20 protein-coding genes are annotated in these 25793 nt (G+C 45.3%); 4 read left to right on the top strand and 16 right to left on the bottom strand.

Translation table 11 applies throughout. The features are described from left to right. Positions 1 to 4: 4 nt before the first annotated feature. The 8 genes from SP90_RS11350 to SP90_RS11315 form a co-directional block, all read right to left on the bottom strand. The gene (locus tag SP90_RS11350) at positions 5 to 1900 is read right to left on the bottom strand and encodes a fumarate reductase flavoprotein subunit (RefSeq protein WP_066856146.1); all 1896 of its coding nucleotides are present in this window, start codon (positions 1898 to 1900) and stop codon (positions 5 to 7) included. A gap of 28 nt (positions 1901 to 1928) precedes the next feature. After that, positions 1929 to 2582: a fumarate reductase gene (locus tag SP90_RS11345; protein WP_066856143.1), complete on the bottom strand. Its 654-nt coding sequence runs from the start codon at positions 2580 to 2582 to the stop codon at positions 1929 to 1931. 475 nt (positions 2583 to 3057) lie between these two features. After that, positions 3058 to 4482 carry a sigma-54-dependent transcriptional regulator gene (locus tag SP90_RS11340; protein ID WP_066856140.1) on the bottom strand — a complete coding sequence of 475 codons (1425 nt, stop codon included), beginning with the start codon at positions 4480 to 4482 and terminating at the stop codon, positions 3058 to 3060. Then, positions 4454 to 6373, bottom strand: a complete 1920-nt coding sequence (locus SP90_RS11335; RefSeq protein WP_066856134.1) for a cache domain-containing protein — start codon at positions 6371 to 6373, stop codon at positions 4454 to 4456. Before SP90_RS11335 ends, SP90_RS11340 begins: the two co-directional genes overlap by 29 nt. A gap of 157 nt (positions 6374 to 6530) precedes the next feature. Beyond that, entirely contained in the window at positions 6531 to 7568 is a 1038-nt protein-coding gene (locus SP90_RS11330) for a type II secretion system minor pseudopilin (RefSeq protein WP_066856130.1), read from the bottom strand. After that, positions 7568 to 8215: a PulJ/GspJ family protein gene (locus tag SP90_RS11325; protein ID WP_066856127.1), complete on the bottom strand. Its 648-nt coding sequence runs from the start codon at positions 8213 to 8215 to the stop codon at positions 7568 to 7570. The genes SP90_RS11330 and SP90_RS11325 overlap by 1 nt, the downstream gene beginning before the upstream one ends. Positions 8216 to 8222: 7 nt before the next feature. Continuing rightward, positions 8223 to 8612 carry a type IV pilus modification PilV family protein gene (locus SP90_RS11320; protein WP_082936414.1) on the bottom strand — a complete coding sequence of 130 codons (390 nt, stop codon included), beginning with the start codon at positions 8610 to 8612 and terminating at the stop codon, positions 8223 to 8225. Further along, positions 8609 to 9517: an alpha/beta fold hydrolase gene (locus tag SP90_RS11315; RefSeq protein WP_197498794.1), complete on the bottom strand. Its 909-nt coding sequence runs from the start codon at positions 9515 to 9517 to the stop codon at positions 8609 to 8611. Before SP90_RS11315 ends, SP90_RS11320 begins: the two co-directional genes overlap by 4 nt. Positions 9518 to 10068: 551 nt before the next feature. Here SP90_RS11315 and SP90_RS11310 point away from each other — a divergent pair. The 4 genes from SP90_RS11310 to gspN all read left to right on the top strand — a co-directional run bounded on the left by SP90_RS11310 (position 10069) and on the right by gspN (position 15498). Then, positions 10069 to 10893, top strand: a complete 825-nt coding sequence (locus tag SP90_RS11310; RefSeq protein ID WP_066856118.1) for a type II secretion system protein N — start codon at positions 10069 to 10071, stop codon at positions 10891 to 10893. Positions 10894 to 10967: 74 nt separating this feature from the next. Then, positions 10968 to 12848, top strand: a complete 1881-nt coding sequence (gene gspD / locus SP90_RS11305) for a type II secretion system secretin GspD (RefSeq protein ID WP_231895559.1) — start codon at positions 10968 to 10970, stop codon at positions 12846 to 12848. Positions 12849 to 12854: 6 nt separating this feature from the next. After that, positions 12855 to 14546, top strand: coding sequence for a type II secretion system ATPase GspE (gene gspE, locus SP90_RS11300; protein ID WP_066856115.1), 1692 nt, complete (start codon positions 12855 to 12857; stop codon positions 14544 to 14546). A 16-nt stretch (positions 14547 to 14562) separates the two neighbouring features. Continuing rightward, positions 14563 to 15498: a type II secretion system protein GspN gene (gspN, locus tag SP90_RS11295; RefSeq protein WP_082936413.1), complete on the top strand. Its 936-nt coding sequence runs from the start codon at positions 14563 to 14565 to the stop codon at positions 15496 to 15498. A gap of 218 nt (positions 15499 to 15716) precedes the next feature. On the opposite strand, the gene SP90_RS11290 is transcribed toward gspN, so the two are convergent. The 8 genes from SP90_RS11290 to pilM form a co-directional block, all read right to left on the bottom strand. Next, complete coding sequence (locus SP90_RS11290; RefSeq protein ID WP_066856109.1) at positions 15717 to 16961, bottom strand: type II secretion system F family protein; 1245 nt, start codon at positions 16959 to 16961, stop codon at positions 15717 to 15719. A gap of 143 nt (positions 16962 to 17104) precedes the next feature. Next, positions 17105 to 19303 (bottom strand): hypothetical protein, encoded by a 2199-nt coding sequence (locus SP90_RS11285; RefSeq protein WP_066856106.1) that lies wholly within the window; start codon positions 19301 to 19303, stop codon positions 17105 to 17107. 333 nt (positions 19304 to 19636) lie between these two features. After that, positions 19637 to 20584 carry a tetratricopeptide repeat protein gene (locus tag SP90_RS11280; RefSeq protein WP_066856103.1) on the bottom strand — a complete coding sequence of 316 codons (948 nt, stop codon included), beginning with the start codon at positions 20582 to 20584 and terminating at the stop codon, positions 19637 to 19639. A gap of 10 nt (positions 20585 to 20594) precedes the next feature. After that, entirely contained in the window at positions 20595 to 21110 is a 516-nt protein-coding gene (locus SP90_RS11275; RefSeq protein WP_082936412.1) for a prepilin-type N-terminal cleavage/methylation domain-containing protein, read from the bottom strand. Then, positions 21073 to 21525 (bottom strand): type II secretion system major pseudopilin GspG, encoded by a 453-nt coding sequence (gspG, locus tag SP90_RS11270; RefSeq protein WP_066856097.1) that lies wholly within the window; start codon positions 21523 to 21525, stop codon positions 21073 to 21075. Before gspG ends, SP90_RS11275 begins: the two co-directional genes overlap by 38 nt. A gap of 44 nt (positions 21526 to 21569) precedes the next feature. Further along, positions 21570 to 23543, bottom strand: coding sequence for an AAA family ATPase (locus SP90_RS11265; RefSeq protein WP_066856094.1), 1974 nt, complete (start codon positions 23541 to 23543; stop codon positions 21570 to 21572). A gap of 7 nt (positions 23544 to 23550) precedes the next feature. Next, a complete protein-coding gene (gene gspM, locus SP90_RS11260) occupies positions 23551 to 24057 on the bottom strand; it encodes a type II secretion system protein GspM (RefSeq protein WP_066856090.1) in 507 nt (168 codons plus the stop codon). A 1-nt stretch (position 24058) separates the two neighbouring features. Next, positions 24059 to 25618 carry a pilus assembly protein PilM gene (pilM, locus tag SP90_RS11255; RefSeq protein WP_066856088.1) on the bottom strand — a complete coding sequence of 520 codons (1560 nt, stop codon included), beginning with the start codon at positions 25616 to 25618 and terminating at the stop codon, positions 24059 to 24061. Between the last annotated feature and the right edge of the window lie 175 nt (positions 25619 to 25793).

Genomic DNA, 25793 nt, shown 5'->3' with positions numbered 1-25793 from the left:
CTCCTTAGCTGGCTTTTTTGGTCTGTTTTGCTTTCTTTTTCTCTGCACTGTTTTTTGGCAGACGAAGCTTTTCTTCCGGAATATCAGCAGCAATGATCTTACCGCCGCCGTAGCCGCGCTCGCCCGGAGGAATTTCAAAGTATGGGGATGCATCTTCATACTTCAGTTCTGGACGGGTGCTACCTTCTTTCCAGTATGCAAGTGTACGGTTGAGCCAGTCTTTGTCGTTACGTTCAGGGAAGTCTTCACGGGTATGCGCCCCGCGTGATTCTGTGCGCATAAGAGCGCCGTATGCAGTACACTGAGCAAGTTTGAGCATGCCCGGTATCCTGAGGGCCAATGAGATTTCCGGATTGAAGCCAATAGCAGTGCCTTGCAGCTTAATGTTTTTGGAGCGGTCGATAAGCTCGTCGAGCGTATCAACTGCTTTTTGCAGGTCTTTTCCGTTACGGAAGATGCCGACGTTATCCATCATGGTGCTGTGCATTTCGTCGCGCAGCTGGATAGCGCTTTCCTGTTTGCTGCTGCTCTTGGTCATTTCCATAATGCGGGCTGCTACTTTAGCGTGGGCATCGTTAATGGCAGACTGCTTGAAATCAACAGTATGACCCTTCAGGAACTCAACAATTTTTTTACCGACATAACGTCCGGCAACAACGGTTTCTGCAAGGGAGTTACCGCCTAAGCGGTTGAAGCCGTGCATATCCCAGCAAGCGGATTCACCGGCGGAGAACAACCCTTTAAGTCCGTAGGCTGCGCCGTCTCTATTAGTGCGGATACCCCCCATGGAGTAGTGCTGAGTCGGGCGTACAGGGATGAGATCATGGATTGGGTTCACACCAAGGAAGTTCGTGCAGATGTCATATACTTCACGCAGTTTGGTAGTAATGTGTTTTTCTCCGAGATGGCGGATGTCGAGCCAGAGATGGTCGCCATATGGAGATTTAACGCCCAATCCTTTGCGGATGTGTTCCTGCATACGGCGGGATACAACGTCACGGGAAGCGAGTTCTGCTTTTTCCGGTTCGTAATCCGGCATAAAGCGGTATTCGTTTACGTCCAGAAGTGTTCCGCCGTCACCTCGGCAGCCTTCTGTAACAAGAATATCTGTCGGTACAGTACCGGTAGGGTGGAACTGGATAGCTTCCATGTTACCCATTGGGACAAGACCGGTATCCAGAGCTGCAATCTGACCGCCGCCATCACAGATAACTGCGTTGGTGGTGGCTTTGTAGATGCGTCCGTATCCTCCGGTGGCAATAAGTGTTGCAGTGGCAAGGTATGCCTTGAGTTCACCGGTTTTTAAACAGCGCACAATGGCACCGAGACAGTTTTCACCGTCATGAATCAGTGTTTCAGCCTGTGTACGGTCATGGATACCGACTTCGTAGCGCAGGCACATGGAGTCAAGTGTGTTAAGAACTGAACGACCTGTTCCATCTGCTGTGTAGCAGGTACGCCATTTGGCAGTGCCACCGAAGGCGCGCGCGTGAATAAGACCGTGCTTTTCGAGCTTTTCTTCCGCTTCAAATGGCTTACCGCCCTTGTAGTAGGTGTGAACGCCTGCTTCAACGCGGTTCCATGGTACTCCCCAGTGTGCAACTTCGCGCATAACAATCGGTGCGGTATCCGCAAAAATACGAGCAACTTCTTGATCACAGCCCCAGTCAGAGCCTTTTACGGTATCAGCAAAGTGAACGTCTGGAGTGTCACCGTCACCCATAATGGCATTACCGAGAGCAGCCTGCATGCCGCCCTGTGCAGCGGAAGAGTGTGAGCGGCGTGGAGGAACAATGGAAAGACAGGTTACGTTGAAACCGGCCTTTGCAGCTTCTACAGCAACGCGTTCTCCGGCAAGCCCTGCGCCGATACAGAGTAAATCACTATAAATAATTTGCATGATATAATCCTGTTAATTCAGTTGGCAGTTAAACCGTGAGGAACAAGAAACGGATAAGAGTAAGCAGGCCGATGGTGATGAAGCCGCCCATCATGTAGTTTTCAAGGCGCTGATACCATTTGCGGTTAGCTTTGGTGATGTATCCGTACTTAACGCCGATGCGGTAGAATCCGATGCCGACATGAATTTCAGCAAGCGGAAGGAGGATGAGATAGAACGGAAGCCAAGTTCCGCTCTGGATACGGGCAGCACTTTTTGCTGCTGTAATAGGAAGATCAGTAAGAACTACCCACATATGTGTGGCAGCCATAACAAGAATGAGAAGAGCGGTGCCCACCTGAGCAAGCCAGAGCCAGGTGTCTTTATGGTGCATCATTACGCTGTGCTTAACAAAAGCGTTTGTTTCCTGTGCACGCCAAGGCATTTTACGGGCTGCAAGAAGGAAGTGAGCGAAAATCAGCAGCCCGATGAGTGGTCCGCCGACCTGTGCCATATAGGTGGTTTCAAAGAACCACGCGATGGCATTCATCAGTTTAGGGCTAATAAGTACACTTGATACAAGCATTAAGTGTGCCCAGAGGAAGACTATAAGAAGTACCCCTGACAACATTTGCATTACATCCAAGCGCCCGACTCCGGCTCCATTTTTTCTTACATGTAGCGTAAGCGTACTAGCATCCATGGTCTCTCCTTAGCAGATACTTGTGGTGCAGGGGGATAAAAGAACTGTTTGATGATAACGTTCAAACTGCTCTGCTTAGTTCTGCACCGTTACTGTTGGACTGTGACCCCAGCAAACAGGGTCGGTGTTTGTTTGCTAAAAGCAGAGAGTATGCCAAAGAGAAAATAAGATTAAAGTATGTAAAATGAGTAGGTTGTTGCTGTTTAATTGATGAGTGCAAACGCAGTTTTTCTTGTCCGGCAGGAAAATTCTCTTGTGGGGTAAGAAAAAGGACTGGTGTTCTTTCGTATTCTTCTTTGAGAAGAGTTAGTGATGACTATGAACGGTGGTGGGAAGGTAGGCGTAAAAAAGGACTACCTAACTTGGCAGTCCTTTTGTGTTTTATTGGGTAGCGGGTCTATTCAGAGAGGATGGAGGTTTTATCCAGCAGATTGTGCCTTATGAGTGAAGGTTACGGTGCGGGATTGTCTCCTTGCTATTTAATGCGATGCTTTTTTAATAGAGCATACAGGCGGGACTGGGAGAGTCCAGAAAGTTCGACTGCTTGCTTTATGGAACCTTTTGTTGAGCTTAAAAGCTGGGTCAGGTAGCTGTGTTCTGCTTTTTCAATGACAGCATTTCTGTGTTCCTGCATGGTGGGAAGTTCTTCGTCGCTCGCTTCATAAGAGAAGTTTGAGGGTAGTCCTGTTGCGGCGGGGTCATTCGGAGTTATACGCTTTTTCGCAAGGCGTGCGCGTAGCGCCGGTGGCAGGTGTTTAATGAAAATACGTGATTCATTACGGGATGTTGAGACCATGAATTCAACTGTATTAACCAGTTCTCTGATATTACCCGGCCAGTCATACTCTTCCAGCGTAGTAAGCACACTGGGGTTGAAGGCTTTGGAGTTGAGACAGTTTTTTTTGAAAAATAGTGTCATGTAATGATCAATGAGCAATGAAATATCTTCCCGGCGTTCTCGCAGAGGGGGGAGCGTAATTTTGCCTGCACAAAGGCGGTAGGCAAGGTCTGTTCGAAAGGTTCCAGCTTCCTGCATTGCATCAAGATTTTGATTGGTTGCCGAAATAAGTCTGAAGTTGCAGGGGATTTCTTTTTTGCTGCCTAGAGGGCGTACAGTACGTTCCTGCAGGACACGGAGAAATGCTTTTTGTGTAGAGAGGGGGAGTTCACCTACTTCATCTAGGAATAACGTACCATTGTTAGCTTGCAGAATGAGCCCCTCTTTGTCTTGCATTGCACCTGTGAAGGTGCCTTTTTCATGCCCGAATAAGATGGTTTCTACCAGATTCTCAGGCAGGGCAGCACAGTCTACGACAATGAACGGGCCGTTGCGACGTGCGCTGTTATTGTGCAGGGCACGTGCAAAAAGTTCTTTGCCAGTACCGGTTTCACCAGTCAGCAGAACGTTAAGGTCACTGTCCGCCAGCTTACCCACCTGTTCTAAACTTCTGGTAATGGAACTGCTTTCTCCGATGATACTTTCTCTGCGCAATGCCTGAATTTGACGAACTTTGCGCGAAGAGAGTTTGTCAGAACGATACTCCAACGCATTGGACAGGGTATCCATAATGGTATGGATGGAATCCCCTTTTTCTACATAATCCCAGGCACCGCTGGCAATTGCCAGCTCCGCTGCTTCAGGATCACCATTTCCAGTAATGATGATCAATTCAGGATGCTCCGGACGATTCATGATGTCGGTAATAATGTCCATGCCGCTGCCGTCCGGCAATTGGACATCAAGAAACACAGCATCAAATTCCTGCTGCGTCGCTTTTTGCAGCGCATCATGAATTGTTGCAGCCGAGTCTGCTGTGTATCCGAGATGGCGTGCCGCACGACTGAGCGCGTACGTTACATCCGGATCATCATCAATTATGAGTATTGCTGGTGTTTGCATGAGATTCCTTGTTTATTGAGCGGGATTCGTTGAGCAGCTGCCGTACTGTTTCACAGAGAAGGGCAGGTTCAAACGGTTTTGAAAAGAATTTGGTAACGCCAAGTTCCTCCCATTCTGAGGGGGTGTCAGCGCACAAGTCACTTCCTTCCAATCCGCTGTATAAAATTGTAGGCATGTCTGGCTTAACTGTATGAATTTCTTTAATGAGTTCTGTGCCAGTCAAATGCGGCATCATTTGATCAGTCAATAGCAGATCGAACTTTTCAGGGGCGGCCTTGAAGGCATCAAGAGCTTCCTGACTGTTGGTAAACATCGAGACATTGTAGCCGTAGTGCGTAAACAGTTTTTCAACCGGATATGCCAGATCCTTGTCATCATCCACAAACAGGATGGATTCTGCGCCACCTTGAACCGGCATTGCACTGAGCGGTTGTGGTGTTTCTTCTTCAGATTTTCCGGCGTAGGGCAAAAGTACAGTGAAGGACGTGCCGACATCTGGCGTGCTTTCCACACTAATGTGCCCTTTGTTCTGTTTTATGATGGAGGAAATGACGGATAACCCTAAGCCTGTTCCCCCGGCTTTTTTCCGTGTTGTGTAAAACGGGTCGAATATCTGATCAACTAGATGCTGCGGTATTCCTGTTCCTGTGTCGCGAACGGTAAGTGCCACATAATAGTATGGTGAAATTTTCATTTGCTGGGCTTCTGTTAAACCTACTTCCCGTACAGCCAGTTCAATGCGTAAGCTGCCTTTTTTCCCATCCATGGCCTGTACGGCATTGGTACATAGGTTCATGAGGATTTGTAGATACTGGTCAGGGTCAGCATAAATGAGAGCTGAGTCACATTGATTGCGCACGGAGACGTCAATAGTAGCTGGAATAACTGACTCAAGCAGGCGCATGCATTCCTGAAGAACAGTGGTTGGACGCATTAGCTGCACATGGGTGCTGTTTCGGGTGCTGAATGCCTTGATTTTACGTACCAGTGCCTTACCACGATTGGCTGCCTGAAGAATTCGTCGCAGGTCTTCATGCGTTGACATACTCTTGTTAATTTCCAGCAATGCTAGCTCACTGCACGATATTATTGCCCCGAGAATATTATTAAAATCATGGGCAATCCCTCCCGCAAAAATACCGATAGCTTCCATTTTCTGTGCATGCCGAAGTTCTCGTTCCATCTGCTTCCACGGTTGGATGATTGTGTTGATCATGTAAAAACTTGCTGGAACAACGAGGAAAAACAGGACAAAAGTTGTGCCGACCGAAACTATGATGATAGCTTTCTGTACGTGGCTTTCCAGTTTTTTAGCTAGGGCTGTTTGCTCTGCATCAATGGTGTCGATATAGACTCCTGTTGCAATCCAGAAGTCAGTTCCGGGAATCATTTGCGCATACGCGAGTTTGGGTAAGGGGGTATGTTGTCCAGGTTTGGAAAACCAGTATGTTGTATATCCTCCGCCGTTTTGTGCAGCCTGAGCAAGGTCGGCTATGTATCTGTGCCCGTTCTGGTCTTCATGGGTCAGCCTGTTGGTGTTGATGAATTCAGCATGAAGTGGGTGGGCGATATTGACCCCTTTGTTGTTATATACAAAATAATACCCGTCAGTGTCGTAGCGCAGGTCTTGAATGGCTTTTTGGACAGCCGCTTGTTGTTCATTTTCTGGAATATTTTTGAGCTGGTTTCCCAGCAGATCGGAGATGGTTCGGATTGAGTAGGCAAGACTTCGCTTGTAGCCGGTAAGCATAGCTGTTTGTGATTCCGTTACCGCATCCTGCTTCACCTTGTTCATGTAGTAAATGTACGTAATGCCGATGGTTGCAGAAAAGAAAAACATAAAAACCAGCAATAGTGTGACTTTGTTGGTAATTGTCGGTTGGTCGGCCATTGTGCTTACTCCATGCTGAAGGGAAAACGCAACGTGACTGTAGGACAAGGCTGAAAAAAGGGAAAGGGGGAGAGGCAACTTTGCAGTTTAGCACAAAGAAAAAGCTGCACTTCCAATAGATATGGAAATGCAGCCTTCATATTCGGTTTGCGTGGAATTAGTTTGTAAAACGCTGAATGACCGTGAGCTTTTCAGAGGATCTTTTGACGACAGTGCTTTCCCGCTTTTCACCACCACCAATAATAGCGGTAATATTGATGCGGAAAATGTCGCTGGTAACACCAAGGACGTTGCTAGGCAGCTGGTTTTGAGTAATGCCGACATAGCCTGCCACAGTGACATACCAGTTACCTTCAAAGCTGTTTGCTTCATTATCACGGTATTCATCTACGACTTCGAGAAAAGCTCTGCGCTTGTTTTTTTCGGTGGGTAGAACCCAGAGGATTTCTTCAGGGGCAGTATTTACGTTGATAGGGCCTGTTGCCCATACGGATACCAGATCACGCAGCCCCTTAATATCCTTTGTACCGTAGTACAGGCGTTCAACATCTCCCGGGAGTGCGTTAGGCCAGTATAGAAGGAGTAACTCTTCAGGAGAGACCATTTTTTTCTTTGGACTCTTATATTGCTCCTGCCTGCTTTGATACCAGATGTCATGTTTGAGGGTATCCGGCATGTTTTCGCCCTGCCAGATACGGATTGCTTCCAGATAATCTTCAGGCTTTGCATCCTCAATATCAAGGTCATCGCACAATTTAGTGAGGAGACGGAGCATTATGTCACGGTAGGCACTTGTTTCGTTGGACTCTTTGGACTCTGTGGAGGTAAGCTTGTTGATCGGGAACAGGCCGTTTTCATCAACAATTGTTCCTTTAATGATTCCTCCGGCAAGCTCTTCTGAAATGTCTTCCAGCGGTTCGTCGAATTTTCCCCAGTCCTCAAACTTGTAGTCAGCTTTATTGTCGGTTTTGTCGTCCAGAAGCAGCTTTTTCGCAAGAACACAGCCGGAATCACAAAGGGCGTTTCCGGCGATGGTTGATTTTAAATATGAAGAGCTTGCATGGTCTACAAGAGTTTCTTTGGAAAGCTCCATGGCAAGGAAAGACAGCACTGCCAGAACAAGCAGAATAATAATGATAATGGCACCGCGTTCATTGGAAGGAGTGTGGAGAGAGTCTGGTACTGACGTGCGCATTATATTTCGTCCTTGGGTAACGGAATAACCAGTGAGTAGTCGTGTGGAGTACCTTTACTGCCGAGGGTGAATTCAAACTTGATTGCAGTAGGAAGCGTTGTTTTTTCTACGCCCCACTCATCCTTGAATTCATTGAACTCTCCATCATAATACGAAAATTTACAGTTCAGCATATTGCTGACAATTTCATATTTCAATTCTGCAAAATCGTCAGAGATCGTTGGATTAGGTTTTTCTATCCGGAAAAGAGTATAGTGGTCATTATCATCTTTTAGCAGGGTATACGTCACATATTGCAGGGTATACTCATTGTCGACTTCTTTGAGGCGTAGCGAAGACGTAGTGGCAAAGCCAAAGATGGCTTCTTCGTCAGGTGCATATGTGTCATCCGCGTCAATGGTCGTGTCGAATTTAAGATTGTCGGTGCTGGTGTCAGGACGCATGTACCGCAAGTCTTCTTCAACAATATTCAAAACGGCTCTGCCAATCTTATCAACATCCATGCGTCTTCTGGCGTGTTCGGACGCATCAATGACATTGGTGAACAGACCGAAAAGAGCTGTGATGATAGTTGCCATGAGCATCATGGCAATGAGGATTTCAAGCAGCGTGAAGCCGGACTGTGAGTTTTGCTCGGTGTAGTTCATCTTGCTGTTATTCCGTAAATATCTTTTCTAACGTAACATGGCGCTTTTTCTCTTTTCCCCACGTCACGATTAATTCCAGCCTGTAGCTGTTAAGTCTGTTGGTAGAGTGCGCCTGAGCTTCCCATGTAAATCCTGGATTAGCTGACCCGAAATCGCCCGATTTACCAGTAGAGGCAGAAAGGCCGTCCTGTTCCAGTTCAAAGAGCTTTTCTCTTGCCAGTAGCGTGGCAGTGTCCTGCAAGTGGGTCATGGAAAGAGCTTCCTGATTCTGGGTGGTCAGTTCGATTGTCATAAGCACAGCAATACTGAGAAGCACAAGTGCGACAAGTACTTCAATAATCGTGAAGCCCCGACTGCGTTTTTTATGATCAGGCTGTGAGTTCGTGTGTTTCATCATTTGGTTGCCGTTGTTTGATCGTGGAGAAAAGAAAGCAGTGCCTTTTCAAGGAGCTTGGGTTGATCCCAAACAACACCATGCCCGCAATCGGAAAGTGCCTGAAGGGTTGCTGATGGAAGCGCTTCAACTAATGACGTTGCATATTTTATGGGAAGAATTTTGTCATCCTTACCCCACAAAACGAGAGTTGGTTGCACTATGTCAGTGTATCTGGGAGTGAGTTCATGTTGATTTGCTCCCAGCATGGTTGGAATCGCTTTCACAATGGTATTAATCCGTTCAAATTGTCCTGAAAGGATAAAGTCCGGTACAGGAAACGGGTGTTGGAATAAGTTTTTATAAAACCATTCTCCAGCCTTATCACCTTTGCTGGTAAGGCGTTCTGTCAGTTCTTGCAAGTTGTGGCCGGCGGGAGTGATTAACGCAACGCTTTTGACTGCATCTGGATTGTTTTGTGCCACATGCATGGCAATAAGACCACCCACAGAAAGACCTGCAATATGGTATGAGTCAACTTGTTTTGCCTGCATGAGTTGCTCAACGAGGCGCGTGTCTGTTGTAATGGAGTACGTTGAATTTTGTATATAGTCTGCAAAGTTGGCAAAAATGAGATCCGGCGCAATAACGTGATACTTCTTTGTGAGCACTGGTAAAAGACGGAACCAGCTGGTAGTGGCGTTTCCACCTAGTCCGTGCAGTAAGATGACGGTTTCTTTATGTTCTTTCCCGCCTTCATAGTATGCAATTCTATAATTAGGTGTGTTGGCATATGCACGTTCGATACCTTGAACCTGAAAGTATGTTCTCAAAATTTTTTGAAGAGCATTTTCCGGTCCTATATAGAAGATAGCAAGAGTTGAAAGCAGTAGCACAGAAAAAAAAGAAATAAACATGGTACGACGCATGCGCATCCTGTTGCACTCCCTTGAAGGTAGGATCAGTTGGAGCTGTTTTTTAAACTTATTTACAATTAATTGATGTTTTTTATGTAACAGTAGCAGATTGTAACTTTAAAACTAAAATTTTTTGTTCTGTATTTTTCGATAATATACTGTAGGAATTACGTAAAAAAACATCGATGAAGAAAAAAAATACTATGAAACTAAAGCAAAAATAATGGCGGTTAGATCAATGTATATGCTGCCGCGTGCGAATGTAAATGGTTGCAATTTATTTTGCAATATATTTACTCAACCCTTGATATCAGCGGGTTAGGAGTGAGTGGGTAAGTTGTGTTGGCAGATGCCTGGTAGAGTGGGGGTAGCAGCGGGTTTATGGTGGGGAGTGGCAGGAGTGTATTGAATTATGTTTAAAAAGGTTGTACTCATTGGTTCGCGTTTATATCTTGTAAATCCCACTAGTTCGCATTTAATATTTTCACGTTTTTACGCAGTGATGACTTTCGTACTTTTACAGTTATTTCTGTCGCTATAAGTCTTTTAGTAATGAGAATTCAATGACAGGCATATTGACCGGTAAAGTTAAAATTTTCATAGAGTTACTTGCTATTACAACTGTGTCGTATTTTCTTGCAAGTGCTTGTTACACCTTGTTTTTTTACAAAGAGGTACAGGCTCCCAAGAATGTGATGCGAGCAGCAGATGCTTCGACTGCACAGCAGAAAACGGCGTTTACTTCTTTTGACGTGATTGCACAACGCAATCTGCTGAAAGTCAAAAATGATGCCCCAAAGCCGCTCGTGTCGTTAGACGGCTCTAGCTCAGCTAAGCCTAGCATCAGTCAGCGTGGTTTTAATCTGCTGGGGACAATTCTTGGTGTAGATAAAGCTCATGACTTTGCGATTATCTTGTTGAACGGTAATCAGAAGCTGTACAAAGTCGGTGAAGCTATCGAAGGATGGAAGATTCTTACAGTTATGCGCAGGGAGATTCTCCTTGAGCAGAACGGTGTAAAAGAACGGTTGCTTATTGATCCTGATTCCGACGCTGCAGCCGGAGGAAACGCTGTTAAGCACGTTCTTGCACGAAGCGCCGTTAAGAAAGAGTTAGGAAATTTAGAAAATATTGCCCGAAGCATCCAGCTGGCACCACGTAGCGTCGATGGCACTAAAGGGCTGCAGGTGCGATTCTTACGTGCGAACAGTTTCTTTTATAACATGGGATTGCGTAAGAATGATTTGTTGATTGAAGCGAATGGAAGGACATTTGCTTCATTAAGTGACGCAACTTCGTTGTTGTCGATGCTGGATGATAAAATGATCTCCTTGGATATTATCCGTAAGGGAAAACGCCAAACTTTGACGTATAGGCTTGTGAATTAAGAATGATGATAGCAAAAAAAATAGTACGTTGTTTTAGTGTGGTCCTGATAGCCTGCCTTCTTTCCTTTGGAAATATGGGGGTCAGCGTTGCTGCTGAAGGCCGATACATCAGCATGGATTTTAAAAAGGTTGATATCCATGTATTGATTAAGTTCATCAGTGAGCTTACGGGTAAAAACTTTATTGTAGATAACCGCGTTGGTGGTAGGGTGACAATCTACTCTCCTACCAAGGTGAGTGTGAATGAAGCCTACAGAGTTTTTGAATCGGTACTGAAGGTCAATAATTTTGTCATAGTGCCGAGTGGTAGTGCGTATAAGATTTTGCCGTTGGCACTCGGCAAGACAGAAGCTCTTCCAACCATAACTTCAACCACCCCGTCTTTGCTTGATAAGCCGGAAGGTGATGAGCTGGTGACGCAGATTATTCCGCTTAAACACTCCAGTGCAATTGAGCTTTCTAAAATTTTGCCTAAAATGATGGGCTCCAACGGCGTTGTTATGGTGTACGCACCAAGTAACTCGTTGATTGTAACTGCTCCATACCATGCTATCCAACAAGCCTTGAAAGTCGTGCGAACTGTAGATAGAGCGCAGTTTGCTCCGCAAATGAAAAATTTCCCGCTGGAATTTGGTGATTCAAAAAGTGTTACCGCCAGTTTGAATAAAATTTTGGCAGCACAAGTAAAAGAACAAGTTAAGCTTGGGAAAAAAGCAATTGCGATAGTGCAGGCAGATGAACGCACCAACGCAGTGCTGGCACTCGCAGATGCTGAAACCATGCTGATCATTGAGAAGCTGTTGCGAACTATGGATATCAAGACACCGAAAGGTAAGGGAGATATCCACACTTTTGCTTTGGAAAATGCTAAGGCAGAAGATGTTGCTAAGGTCGTAAACACCTTGGTTGAACGACAGGGCAAAGGTAAAGACCAGAAGATTCTTTCCCGTGAAGTGAAAATTGTTGCGGATGCCGCAACAAACAGCCTTGTTATTACTGCACGTCCAGATGATTATGACACTCTCATTAATGTCATTAAAAAGCTGGATAAACCTCGTAGTCAGGTATTTATTGAAGCTGCAGTTATGGAAGCTTCCAGTGACTCTAACTTTAACTTTGGGGTTAACTGGGGTGGAGCTCTCGGTGGCGGTGATGCTCGCTTAATCGGTGGTACAAACCACGGTGGTGGGGCACTTTCCTTACCAGCTGCCGGTGGTGTGGTTGGTTTCCCTGCTGGTTCATCTATTGGTGCTGTTATTACCAACGCATTTAGTATTGGTGGTACATCCTACAGCATTCAGTCAATTGTGAGTGCTGTTAAAGGCAACAACCAGTTTACCCTTCTTTCCACACCGCAGTTACTTACGTTGAACAACCAGGAAGCAAAGGTTGATGTTGTTGATAACATTCCGTTCGTAAAGCAGTCTGTAGTTAAGAACGATTATGATATCAGTACACAAAGCGTTGACTACAAAGACGTTGGTGTGAAGCTTACCATTACTCCGCGTATCGGCCCGAATAAGACACTTCTGCTGAAAGTTAATCAGGAAGTAAGTCGAGTTGTAAACTCTCTGCTTAACGTTGGTGCAGGGCAGCAGCTTGTTGCTCCTACGACACGTAAGCGTACTGTTGAGACAACCATCCGTATGATAGACGGCAAGACAGCTGTTATTGCAGGCTTGTTAAGTAGTGATGATACAAATGGGCTTTCCAAGACACCGTGGTTAGGTGATATTCCTATTTTAGGCTGGCTGTTTAAGCAGAAGAAAAAAGAAAGTAAGAAAACAAACCTGTACATTTTTATTTCTGCTCGAATCATTAATACCGTGGAAGAAAACGAACAGCTAACACTCGAGAAACGTAAAAAGTTCTTCTCTGAGAGAACCGGCAAGTCCGGACAAGGAATGCCGGTAATGAGTCAGCCACGCTTAATGGAACCAGTGATAATTCAGTAGGGCGACATGTTAACTCTTGAACAAACGTTAGTGAACAACGGGCTGCTTACTGTAGAGAGCATTGAGCAAGCCCAGAATAGTGCTGCTGAAGAAGGAAAGACCATTGAGGAAGTCCTGCTTGCCGGAAATATGCTGGATGAACTGAGCTTCAGGCAGGTTCAGGCGGCGTTTTACGGTATGGATTTTCTTGAGGAAGTTCCTGAAGAGTTAATTGATACTGAACTTATCTGTCAGTTCTCTATTTCATATTTAAAAAAGCATCTTGCAGTACCTTTGAAGGAAGAAGACGGCGAATTGATCGTTGGTATGACTTCCCCATCTGCACATACTGTGATGAATGACTTTTCGATTTTTTTCGATGAGCCGGTAACACAGGCTGTTTTATTAACTGAGAATACCGTAACTATGCTTATTGATAGAGCTTTCGGTGATTCTCAGGAAGACGCAGATGTCACAGATGTTCTTGAGGGCGTTGAAGACTTTAACTTTGATGACCTTGATGATGACAAGATCAACGACCTGCTGGATGATTCCAGCGATGCCCCGTTTATTAAGCTTGTAAACATGGTACTCACGCAGGCTGTTCGAGCCGGCGCGAGTGATGTGCATATTGAGCCTTTTAAGGATAATTTGCGGGTACGCTTTCGTCTTGATGGTGTGCTGTATAATAAGCATACGTTCACCAAGAAATTTCATGCTGCTATTGTTTCGCGTATCAAGGTTATGGCAAAGCTTAACATTGCCGAGAAGCGCTTACCGCAGGATGGACGTATTGCGTTGACTCTTGGTGGGCGTCAGGTTGACCTTCGTGTGTCGACGCTGCCTACCTCATACGGCGAGCGAGTGGTAATGCGTCTTCTGGAGAAAAGTTCCCGTATTCTGAGTATGAAAGAACTTGGTTTGCAGGATGATGACTTGGAAATGCTCGCTAAAATGACACGTATTCCACACGGTATCATTTTGGTTACCGGCCCTACAGGTAGTGGTAAAACTACTTCCCTGTATGCAGCGTTGAGCGATATTAACTCGCCAGATAAAAACATTATGACCATTGAAGATCCTGTTGAATATCAGCTGGAAGGTATTGGTCAGATTCAGGTAAATTCCAAAACCGGTCTTACATTTGCTGAAGGGTTGCGCTCTATTGTGCGACAGGACCCTGATGTAATTCTCATCGGTGAGATTCGCGATAAAGAAACAGCGGAAATTGCTATTCAATCTGCGCTTACCGGTCACTTAGTGTTTTCTACATTGCATACCAACGATGCTCCGAGTGCGGTGACTCGTCTTATCGACATGGGTGTTGAACCGTTTCTTCTTGCATCTGTTCTGCGTATTGTTGTTGCCCAGCGCCTTGTACGCGTACTGTGCCCGAATTGCAGACGCGAAGTTATTGCTACGCCGGATTCTGTTGCAGAGTGCGGTACCATGGCAGACCACATGGTTGGAAAGCCGATTTATCAGGCTGATGGCTGTCCAGAATGCATGGATACAGGCTATAGAGGACGTCAGGCTGTTTACGAAATTATGCAGGTAACGGATCCCGTTAAAAGACAGATTATGGCAAACGCTGACTCTGGCGAAATTCGCCGTCAGGCTGTTGTCGAGGGGATGCGTACCTTGCGTTCTGACGGTTGTGCCAAGGTTCTGCAGGGACTTACCTCTGTGACTGAAATTATGCGCGTTTCAAACTTGTAACGGCAAAAAAGGTATTATGTCTTTACTCGCTTCATTTAAGAATAAAGTTTCTTTGCCTTCCATATCCTTTGGTTTTTCCAAAGGGCTTGCATTGAAAGTTTGCTTATATCTACTGTTCGGCAGCGTAATGTTCAGTGCTTTTTTGGGAATGCGCATGGCCGAACATGATGCCGTTCCTATGTTACGCAACGCGCTTGCTTCCATTCCTGCTGTAAATATTCAGCCGGGCAAGATTGACCTTTCCTTTTTCCCGCCGCGCCTTGAAGTCGACTCCGTATATTTTGCAAAAAAAAGATCCCGCAATGCATTGGTTGAACTGAATGATCTTATTATTACAGTAGACTATGGAAGCTTGTTTACTGGAAGATTAGGGGTTGATGTTTCAGCACTGTGCTATGGTGGCAAAATAACTGCGCACGCAGAAACAGGCTCTCTTTTTGATGTTTCTACTGTCTCTGCTGTGGTTGATATTAAAAATCAGCCGCTTGGGAAAATTCCGTTTTTGCGTATGCAGGATCCTGATTTGAAAGGGAAGGGAACTGTCCATGTACAGTACTCAGGCTCGACTCAGGATATTACAAAAGGGGAAGGGCGACTGACGCTTGCCGGTAGTGGATTGCGGTTTAAAAACCCTGTTCCGATTATCAAGAAAGAGCGTTTTGAAGAAATGGTCGTAACTGCGTCAGCTGCGCTCGACGGTTCAACGCTTACAGTAAAAGATTTCACAGTCCGTGAGAAAACAATGCGTGGTAATGTGAAGGGTTCCATGAAGATGAACTTGAAAAACATTATTGACTCTAAAGTCTCCATGAAGAGTCGTTTGTTTATTCCGCCTAAAGACCTGATTGTAGAGCTGCTTGACGCAAACGCTGTGAATCGTCTTAAGGCTGGAGAAGAGATAACAGTCTCCATTAACGGACGTCTTGCTTCTCCTACAATTATCATGAAGTAAGGGACTGTTCTTCAAAATAGATCGCGATTTTTGTTTTGCTGGCTAGCCATGACCTCCATGAAGTAAGAAGTAGGATAGACTCAGCACTTGATACGACTTAATATTACTTGAATGAAAGAAAGGCAGACTGCTATAGCAGTCTGCCTTTTTTATTGAAAAGAAAAAGGGTGGCATTGAGTAATGCCACCCTTTTATGCAGTTTATATCTGAAGTAGGTATTAGCCACCCACGAGGCTGCTCATTTCGAAGATAGGAAGAATAATCGCCATAACAACGAAGCCTACCATGCCCCCGAGCAGCAAAATCATCACTGGCTCCATCAGAGATGTAATGATCTGCAATTTGGAGTTTACCTGATTGTCGCAGTCATCAGCAACTACAAGCAACATGCGTGAAAGCTGTCCACTTTTCTCTCCCGCTGCAACCATCTGCACGGCTGAAGTAGGAAATATGGGGGACTGGCGCATAAATTCCGCAAGGCTTTTACCCTCTTGCACGCCTTGGTTCATATCTTTGATATTTTTTTCCAGCACAACGTTTCCGGCAACGTTTTTAACAATATCAAGTGCTTTGACCAGTGATACTCCGTTTTTCAGCAGCATACCGAGCGTTCGGCATACTCGGGCAACAACAAGCATCTGCAATAGAGAGCCAAGAATTGGAACACGCAGAATATGCGTGTGGTGCATCACTTTTCCTCTTGGAGTTTTAATGAACTGTTTAAAGGAAATCATAAGAACAGTGATGCCGCCAAGAATATACATCCAATTATAGCGAAGGGCAGCACTGATATTAAGCAGCAGTTGCGTAGGGCCCGGTAGAGCTCTGTCTAAGTCCACAAAAATCTGGGTAACTTTTGGAATAACAAACGCCAGAAGGAAGATCACAACCGCAATACCTACGATGAACATCAGGATAGGATATGCGAGCGTTCCCTGTACCTTGCGTGTTAATGCAAGCTGCTGTTCGGCGTGTTCTGCAAGGCGCTCCATAACAATGCCAAGGGTACCGGATGATTCTGCAGCCTTGATCATGGTAATGAAGGTCGGACTGAACACATGCGGATACTCAGCAAACGCAGCAGCAAGATCTGAGCCTTCACGGATACGGTCACGTATTTGGGAAAGCACGCTGCGAATAGGGGATTTACCCCCTTGGTCAATCATCGTGCTGAGTGATTCATCTAGTTCAAGGCCTGCATTCAGAAGTGTAGAAAGCTGGCGAATTGTGCTGGCAACAGTGGTTTTGGGAATTCGCTGAAAATACCCTGAGATATCCAGTGAAAACTGGAAGCCTTTTTTTTGCCCCTTGCCGCCGGAAGTGGCGCCAAGCGCGTCCACATTCAGTGGATACATTCCCCTGTCGCGCAGGAGTTTTGCTGCTTGGGCGGCATTATCGGCATCAATGACGCCTTTGGTATTTTTACCTGCTTTGTCGACTGCTTTATACCTGAATGATGACATATATAGAGAACCCTTGAAGAGTAGCGGATTTTGTAGTGCCGCCTATGCAAGGCTGGCTGCACCGTTATTCGGTGTAGCGAGTATATAGTATGTTTTTGGCAATAAGTAAAAAGGTGAAGAGCAGTTGGGCATGCTACCTGTAGTTATTTATCTTGTTTTAGAATGAAATTCCCCTTCACAGCATATTCATGCTCGGAATCTGCATTCATTTTGAAATAAAGATGGATAGAATCTGAAGTCGTAAACGGTTTGACTATTGGTCTACAGTCGTCACCACCCTCTTTGCTATAATCAACTAAGCCGAATTGGATGGGATTCTGCAAGCCGGAAAGAATGAAGGGTTGTAAGTCTAATTCATTAGTATAGCTTTCATCTCGAGCTTTAAATCCATTTGTATCGGTTGGAGCGTTGTCAAAACGCAATGTCCAGACATTAGGAAAAAGTTCCAGTACAGTTTCCGGCTGTTGCTCTTTAGGAATTTCAGCAAGGTCATACCATGTCTGTAGCTGACAGGAGAACGTCAGGTTATCCAAAGTAATATCAGATTCCGCTGATTCTTTCGGGTAAGTGAATTCAGATTGTGATTGGTTTGTAATGGTTGCGGAAGCTATGTCAGCAAGATGGCTTTTAGGGACAAAATATACGGTGCCTGATGCTTGGGCTAAGATTTTTTGAGTATTTTTTTCTATTACATCTATTAGAATAACTTTTTTACCAACAGGGCTCGGTTTAGTTGCAATGATATCCAAATTGGCAGGCATCGAGAATGTGAAAGAGTTGTTTGCAGCTATAGGGGGGATGGAAATGGCAACTTGCTGTCGCGGTGCTCCTTGTCCTCTGAACATAAAATTATCTGGTGCTGTAAATCGTACCTGCACGGCTTCAAATATTTTTTCCGGTGAAGGTACGTCAAAAGCTGGTGTCAGTTTTGCGGCTAATTGTCCTTCAGTGAGTGTGGTAATGGATCCAATTGGAATATTGTATGCTTCCCCCTCATCAAATGGATATAACTTTGAAGATCCAGCACTGGAAACGGATTCAATAACGATTTCGTCTTCACCTTTAATGATGAACGTAATGGTGTAACTGAGATCAGGGTTGTCAGTTGCTGTAAACGTTATAGAATGCTGTGCCTCCAGCGGTGCGGATTCAACATCAAAAAAGAAGCTGAATTCACTGCCGCTGGAATATGTAGTGCTTCCTGCTTTGAGCTTTTGCTCTGGTATGACAGACACAGGTACCCCTTTATTTAGTATGCCTACAGAGGGGAGGGCGGTAATTGTAAATTTATTTGAAGTGGGGTGGAATGCAGAAGAGCTGGCTGGTCGAAGTATTGTATCTCGAGTTTCATTATTACTGAGCAGCGATAGCTTGAAGCGCAAGGCTGGTACGTTCTTTTTTTTCGGAGCATAGACAGGTGATGATAGCAGTACTGTGGCGGTGCTTCCTTCAGTAATTCTTTCACATATGAATTTTTCAGCAACGGTGGTATCAGGCTGCATGCTTTCAAGTATAGTATTCATGCTTGAAAGCAAGTTGATACGCTCAGCTTCTTGCTCTGCTGCCGTACTTTCATGGTCGTACAGCAATGCAGCAGCGCGTTGCGCAATGCGTGATTTTTGTGAATCAAGATAATGTTCAATGCCAGCAGTGACGTTGGGATTAATGGCAGTGACTGCACCTAGAAAAGTGTTCTTTTCCATTCCGGTTGCGAGCTTTTCCATTACCGTTGTGAACTGCTGCATGGAGGCATTATTTGTCTCTTCACCAAGATTGAGCAGTACCATGAAGGTTTGCTGGACAACCTCATGAGTAATTAATCCATCACCAAGTGGATTTGCATACGGATCAACAGATGAAAACCCCAGTGTTTTTTGAATGAGAGACGTAATTTTGACACGAGCCTTTTGAGCAGCATCAATAGTGCCCCCAGCATGGTCAAATAAATAGGCGCCAAGTGTTGTAACAGGTGTCAGGTATACCGTGTCAGTACGTGACACCATGACTCCACGTAGCTCAGCAAAAAATGGGGCATCAATTTTACTGTTTCGCCCTCTCCCGTCGGCGTTAGCTCGGAGTAGCGCAGGGTACTTCGTTATTTTTTCAAGGTTGTTGAAAATAATTTGACCATTGCGGGTGGTGCCAACCTTTACCCAGTCATTATTTACGCGAGCTTCAACAGTGGCGTTGTCAATTGGAGCAGCAACAACAGCGCCAGAAACTGCGGTGGGTTTCGCATCAGAAGAAATACTGCTTGTTGAAGTTTCACTATTGCCTCCGCACCCTGCGAGCAATGAGCCTATGAATATTATAACAGATATTTTGTATGCAATATTTTTCATATCAATCCCTACCGAGTATAAAAAATAAATTTAAACTACGCATGAGTAATTAAATTGACGCCGTACATGCTATATGCAAATGTTGTACAAATAGGAAAAGCTATGAAATATAGATCGATTGTGTTTCGAAAGGCATTAATACCTGATGGAAAGGTAGTAAAAGAAATATTGGCTGTTGCTGTTGTATACATAACAAAAAAGCCTTTTTACATTGCANTGCAATGTAAAAAGGCTTTTTTGTTATGTAGCTGTATTAATTTTTAACTGTCGTAATACAGAAAAAGTATAATATTACAGTGTGCTAATCATTCTTTTTTCTACATTGAGGTGTTGTTAATCCTCAAGGCAAAGGCGTGACGCTTTGTAGCTTTCAAACTTTTCACATAATCCAGCATCACATGCTTTTTTCAAATCCTTGCATCCCTTTTCTTTTTTTCCGAGCATTACATACGTCTCGCCACGGTTTACAAGTGCAGCAGGGTTTGTCGGATCATAGGCAATGGAACGAGTGTAGTTTTTAACTGCATCTTCGTATTCCATAAGGCGCTGCTGAAGGATTGCCTTGTTGTAGTAATAGAGGCCGGTAGTAGGAGAAAGGGCAACTGCGAACGTAAAGTCGCTTTTGGCCAGATCATACTTTTTGCGCTTCATGCGAACGATGCCGCGTGCGTTGCGTACTGCTGCATCTTTAGGCGTTTCTTCCAGTAAAAGGGTAAGAGCTTTGTCAGCATCCTCAAGCAATCCGGTAGCTTCAAATGCAATAGCTTTGTTAAACATAATAGCTTTGTTGTCCGGAGCAGCTTTTTCTGCTTTGAGCAGAAGAGCGAGGGCTGATTCATAGTCCTTTTTACCGAGTAAGAGAAGTGCTTTTCCATTCAGCGCGGAAGCGTTATTTGGTGAGTAAGCCAGTGCTTTATCAAAAGACTCTTCCGCAACTTCTTCCTGTCCAAGGAGCAGATGTGCAGCGCCTTTGTTTGCATGCAGGTCAGCTGAGGCAGGCATGAATGTCAGCGCTCTGTCAAATTCTTTAAGAGCTTCTGCAGGGTTGCCGCCTTCCAGCAAGGTCGCACCAGCACCATTGCGCAGCTGCGGCGTTTCATCTTCATCAATTGCTTTTTCGTAATACGCTAGCGCTTCAGAATAGTTGCCTTCTTTATAAAGCGTAGCAGCTTTTGCCGCATTGCTTCCTGCTGCTGGTGCGGTGTTTTTCGTGTTTTTAGCAGCACAGCCGCTGAGAAGAACGCTGGCAACCAGCAATGAATAAAAGATATGACGCATCATAAGTAATGTCTCACTCGAATGGATCAGTTTTGCGGGGTTTTTTACCCTCGCGAATTTGAATGCCTTGGATAGGGCCGACGACTACAGTTTGCCGTTCATCGTCTGATGTCAGACTGATAGTTGCCGGTTGTGTGATGCCCTTAGATTGGAATATTAGAATGCGCTTGTCATGCTCACCATCTATTTCAACATCGTCGATAAAAACATCTGCCGGTAGCGGCGCGTTGCCTATGCGGAGTTTTTTGCTGTCCACCATCTGGTACAACTCCAATCCTTCGCGTTTAAAATGCAACTCCAGTGGAGTGCGCTTCAGCAATGCGCGGGATCGGGCTTCTGAGACGGCTCCGGCAATTCTGCGGATAGCCGTCTTCATATCACCCGAAGTGGAACCGATATTAATATTGATAACGAGCATGCCAAACATCATGCCCATTATCGCCATTACTATCAGCAGTTCAAACAGGGTAAAGCCTGCGGAACGTTGATTCTTATTCAAGGTTCCAGCTTTGGATGTCTGTACCGTCATTTTCTCCGCCTTCTTCACCGTCGGCACCAAAAGAGATGATTTCAAAAGCTTCGTGCTCGCCAGGGGAGAGATATACGTAGTCGTTTTCCCAAGGATCAGTAGGGATTTTGGCAATGTAGCCACCGCTTGGGTAATGCTTAGGAATGCGGCCTACAGTAGGTTTTTCAACAAGTGCCTGCAGTCCCTGCTCTGTGCTTGGGTAGTAGCCGTTATCAAGGTAGTACTTTTTAGCTGCGGTAGACAGGCCCTGAATCTGCATTTTGGTTTTGATTACGCGTGCCTTATGCGGTTCATCAAGGAAGCGCGGTACAACAATAGATGCTAAGATACCGAGGATAACAATAACTACCATGAGCTCCATCAAGGTGAAGCCGGACTCTTTGGACTGTTCTGGTTTGTTGGACTGTATATTCATTACTCTCTCCTTATTGGTTAAGTAAAATGTAGGTCAGGTTCAGATTACGAGGCATTTTTGCGGTACCGGATACCGTCAAGGGAGAAGATGAGGTAGCTCTTATTGATCTTTTCGAGTGTAAGAGCGCCAACCTTGTCTCCTTCGTGAAAAATTCGATCGTTTACAACAACCATGCGTGCTTCAGGTTTTTCCGACCATGCCACAGCAGAAACTTCCAGTGCTCTTATTGCCGGATGGGTATCTTCATCAAGAATAAGAGTAGATTCGGCTTTCGGTGCGCTAGCTTCCTGTGGAGCCGGAGCTGTTGCATAGGCAGGCACATGAGCTTCTTTTTTAGTGCCCAATGGTGGCAGAGAAACAACAGGGGCAGCGTTTTGCTGTGCGACTTGTTGTGTATTCTGTTCAGGCTGTTGGTTAGCTAAAGTCGCAGGTGCTTGAGGTTGTTCCACAGATTTTGTCGGTGCAGCTTGCAATGGCTGTTCTACAGCTTGCGGTGTGCCAGCTTGGGCTACTGCGGTCTGTTCTGTGCTGGCAGGTGCCTGCAACGGAAGCACTTGCTGATTAGTTGGCACAGACGGCTGTGCAGGAGTTACAGCTTGCTGAGCCGGTTGTACCTGTTGAACCGGTTGCGGCTGCTGCACGCTGGCGACAGGTGGCTGTACCGTTTTAACAGGTCGAACAGTCTTTACAGGGGGAGTCTGGGCAACGGTATTGGCAGGCTTTGTCAGTACGGGCTCGCTTTGAACCGGAGTTACTGTAATTGGTGCTGGCTGCGAGCCTTGCACTGAAGCAGGGCGTGTGACTTGGACAGCCTTAAGCTGAACAGTTTTTTCTACTTCTGCCTGCGCCACTTGTTGAACAGGATTAGCCTGCGGTGCAGGTACTGTGTTTTGCACAGCAGCCTGCTTTGTAACTGTTGCTGGTGGAGTAGTTACGGCAACCTGCTTAGCAGGTGTCACCTGTTGAGCAGGGATTGGTTGTTCATTTTTTGCAGCCTGCACAGAGGCTGTTTTTTGTGGAGCCGCAGCCTGTGGTGCTGTCTGCTGTGTAGACGTGGTTGCAACTGTCATATCCTCAGCTTCAGGTGTTGTCCCTGAGAACATAGTCAGTTGCGTGGCAGCAAAGATGCCCACAAAGATAATTGCAACAATGGCTGCAGCTGCACGATATTTCTGTGTATCTTTTTTTGTTCTGATGGTGAATAAATCCTGATACATCGGATCAGAGGAAACTTCATCGATCAGCTTTTCTGAAACAGATTGCGCTCCGGTGAATGTAATGTGGTCAAGAGCGTGGGAGCAGGCGTGGTTAATAAGGCGTGGAAGACCGCCCGTCACCTGCCAGATTTTTTTGAGCGTTTTTTGTTCAAAAACGTTCTGATTAGGAAATTCTGCATGTTCCAGTTTGAACTGGATGTAATTTCGGGTTTCTTCTGCTGTAAGAGGTGTTAGTTCACAACGCACCCCGATTCGCTGGTTGAGTGCTTCAAACCCCGGTTCGCGGAGTCTGTCCATAATCTCAACCTGTCCAATGAGGATGATCTGCACCAGCGGTGTTGAACCTTGGCGCATATTATAGAGCACCAGCAAAAGAGAAAAATGTTCTGTGGCAAGCAGATGGCTTTCATCCATAATGATAACCGGCTTTTTGCCCAGTTCGGCTTGCTCCATAAAAAATGTGTGCAGCGCGTCTGTAAGATCATGAATGGAGTTACGGCCGGTAGTATCTACCCCGAACTGTTTGCAGAAGTGATATAACTGTTCAGCAGGCTTAAGGAAGGGGTTGCCGCTTTCGGCAAAAATATAGGAGGCTCCAAAGGACTGCATAAGATAACGGCAAACAGATGTTTTGCCGATGCCGATTTCACCAGTGAGCAGCGTCAGACCACAATTAGCTTCAAGGCCGCGGGTTATGCGGTGCACAATATGCTTGTGGCTTTCCGAAGGATAAAAGTGGAATGTACGAAACTGTTCCCCGAAAGGGTTCGCCGGTGTTTGTCCCTGAGAAGGAGTTTCCATTGGTTTCCTACAGCTGTTTTGAGGTTGTCATAATAAGAGAAAGGTCAGCTTTCAAAAGATCATCTTTTGTGCGTCTGATCTCGATATTTTGAACAGTTATGCCTTGAAGGCTTTTTTCAACAGTGTACAAGAACCGCATCAAATCCTGCTGGTACAAGTTGTCAAAGCGTACTTGTACTTTTTCTTCCACAAGGTTGTTGTCTAATTCCTGACGCTGCGGTCTGACGGATTCAATCAGTTCGTTAATCTTTTGCTCACGGGCAACCTTCTCAACAATGGCGAACAAAGTTCCTTTGTTGGCATTGGTGCCGGAGGTAAGTGCCTTACGTTTTGCCTGAAGCTGTGAGTACTCTTGTGTGAGAACATCCAGTTTGCTTAATGCCTTGGAGTTTTTCTTTACCTGTGCAGTCATTTCTTCTTTGAAATCAAGCATAGGCAGGGCAATGAACTGCAAGACACCGAGGAGCAGGACACCGCAGATGGCAAGAGTGATAGTACGTTGGTTCTGTCCCATATTAACTTGCCCTCATGATGCTGAGCTCAAAGCGTACGCGCTGTTTTTTCTGGTTGTTTGCGCCGCGGATTTCAATATTTTCCAGTAACGGACTTTTTGAAAGACCAGCACGGAATTTTTCAAGAGTATTTAAGCTGTCCGTGTTACCACGAAGGCCGATACGCTTTTCATCAATGGAAATGTCTTCGAGATTAACATCGAGCCCTGTTGGTGTATTTTCACTTAATGCACGCAAGAGTTCAATAACAGCAATTTGTTTATGCGCAGTTGAAGAGTCTTCACCTTTTAATTGCTTCAAACGGGTTTGTAGAATGCTCGTAAATTGGATTGTACCGAAGTTGCCACGAACATCCGGCAGTGCTGTGCGGAATGCTTTTTTAATGCTTTTCGTAAGAATCTTAACTTCTTTTTCTTTTTGCTGTCCCTCTGCGTAGAGGGAGCCAGCCCATGCAAGCATTATACAGAGCGCAATAGCGGTCGCATATTTAGCGATACTGGTGATTGGATCTTGTTTTTTATGGTATGAAAATTCTTCTTTGCGGAAGTTCATTCCCTGAGAATTCATATTCAGGCTGACTTTGGCAGAAGGCATAAGGCCGTAGGCAGGCAGACATTCGATCCAGTCATTTTTATCTTCCAGATTGGTAATGACAGGAGCGTCCTTCAGCTTGTGGACTGATGTTACAGAGCGGTCGAGAATTTCTGAAAAAATCTGGTCGACACCCTGAATTTTGGAGATTTCACCACTGAGGAAAATTGTTTCTGCACTGGCTGTGCTGGTGTTAATGCCAAGCAGTATAGATTTAGCCAGACGCTTTAGACTTTCACTCAATGCATGGTGGAAAACAACATTTTCTGATTCTCCAGCCGCAGGCTGGGCAACATTGGTAAATAGAAGCTGGCGTTCAAAAGCATCTTCGGTCAGCTTCAGCTTGCGCATCATTTGCTGCTTAATTGAAGATAATCCATGCGGGATCTGGGATACTGCGACAAGCTGACCTTCATTTGTGAACGTGAGCAGGCAGCGCTTAGCGTCTATATCAAGCAGGAGTGTAGGTGCTTTTGTTTCAATATGCGAAATCGCATTTGAAAGAGCGAAAGCGTCCAGGTCAATCCGTGCAGGATCAATACCATGCTCCTGAAGCTCAGAAAGAAATGCGCTAAGGAAATTCTTATGTATTGTTGCAGAAATAACATTACGTCCTACGGCATTTTTGGCACCGATTTGGATGTCTGTTATCGCATCTTCCTGAGGGAATGGAAGCTCTTGTTCGAGTTCAAAAGAAAGAGCCTGCTTGATTTTTGATTCTGAAGCAAAAGGGAAGACCCAGCTGCGCAGGATCGCAAACTGCGAGTTCAGCGCGAGATGGTATGTCTCCGCCTGCAAGTCATTGCGGTCAATAGCATCTGCAATTTCAGTTGCTAAAGACTGTGCTGTGAGCGGCAATGTAGGCTGGAACGATATATAATCTTCGAGAACAGCAGTCCCTTTTTTGCCGGAGAAATGGCAAAGCGAGACGTGATTCTCAGAGCATGTGATACAGAGAAGTTTATTGTGCATATCATGTCGCATTATTGTGTTTATAAATGATCGTGACTTTATGTGAAAAAGCTAAGAAAGCCAAGGGGTAGAGGTAGGACGGCATGTCCTCTTTTTTATATGGTGGGCGAATGTGTAAAGCTTTTAAATATTAAATGTTTATATGTGTGTTGGGATGTGAATTTTATGTGAAAAT

This window comes from Halodesulfovibrio spirochaetisodalis, assembly GCF_001672295.1.
In the GTDB taxonomy this organism is placed as follows: Bacteria; Desulfobacterota; Desulfovibrionia; order Desulfovibrionales; family Desulfovibrionaceae; genus Halodesulfovibrio; species Halodesulfovibrio spirochaetisodalis.
The sequence above is the reverse complement of the archived record's forward strand: the minus strand, read 5'-3'. Positions and strand labels throughout refer to the sequence as shown.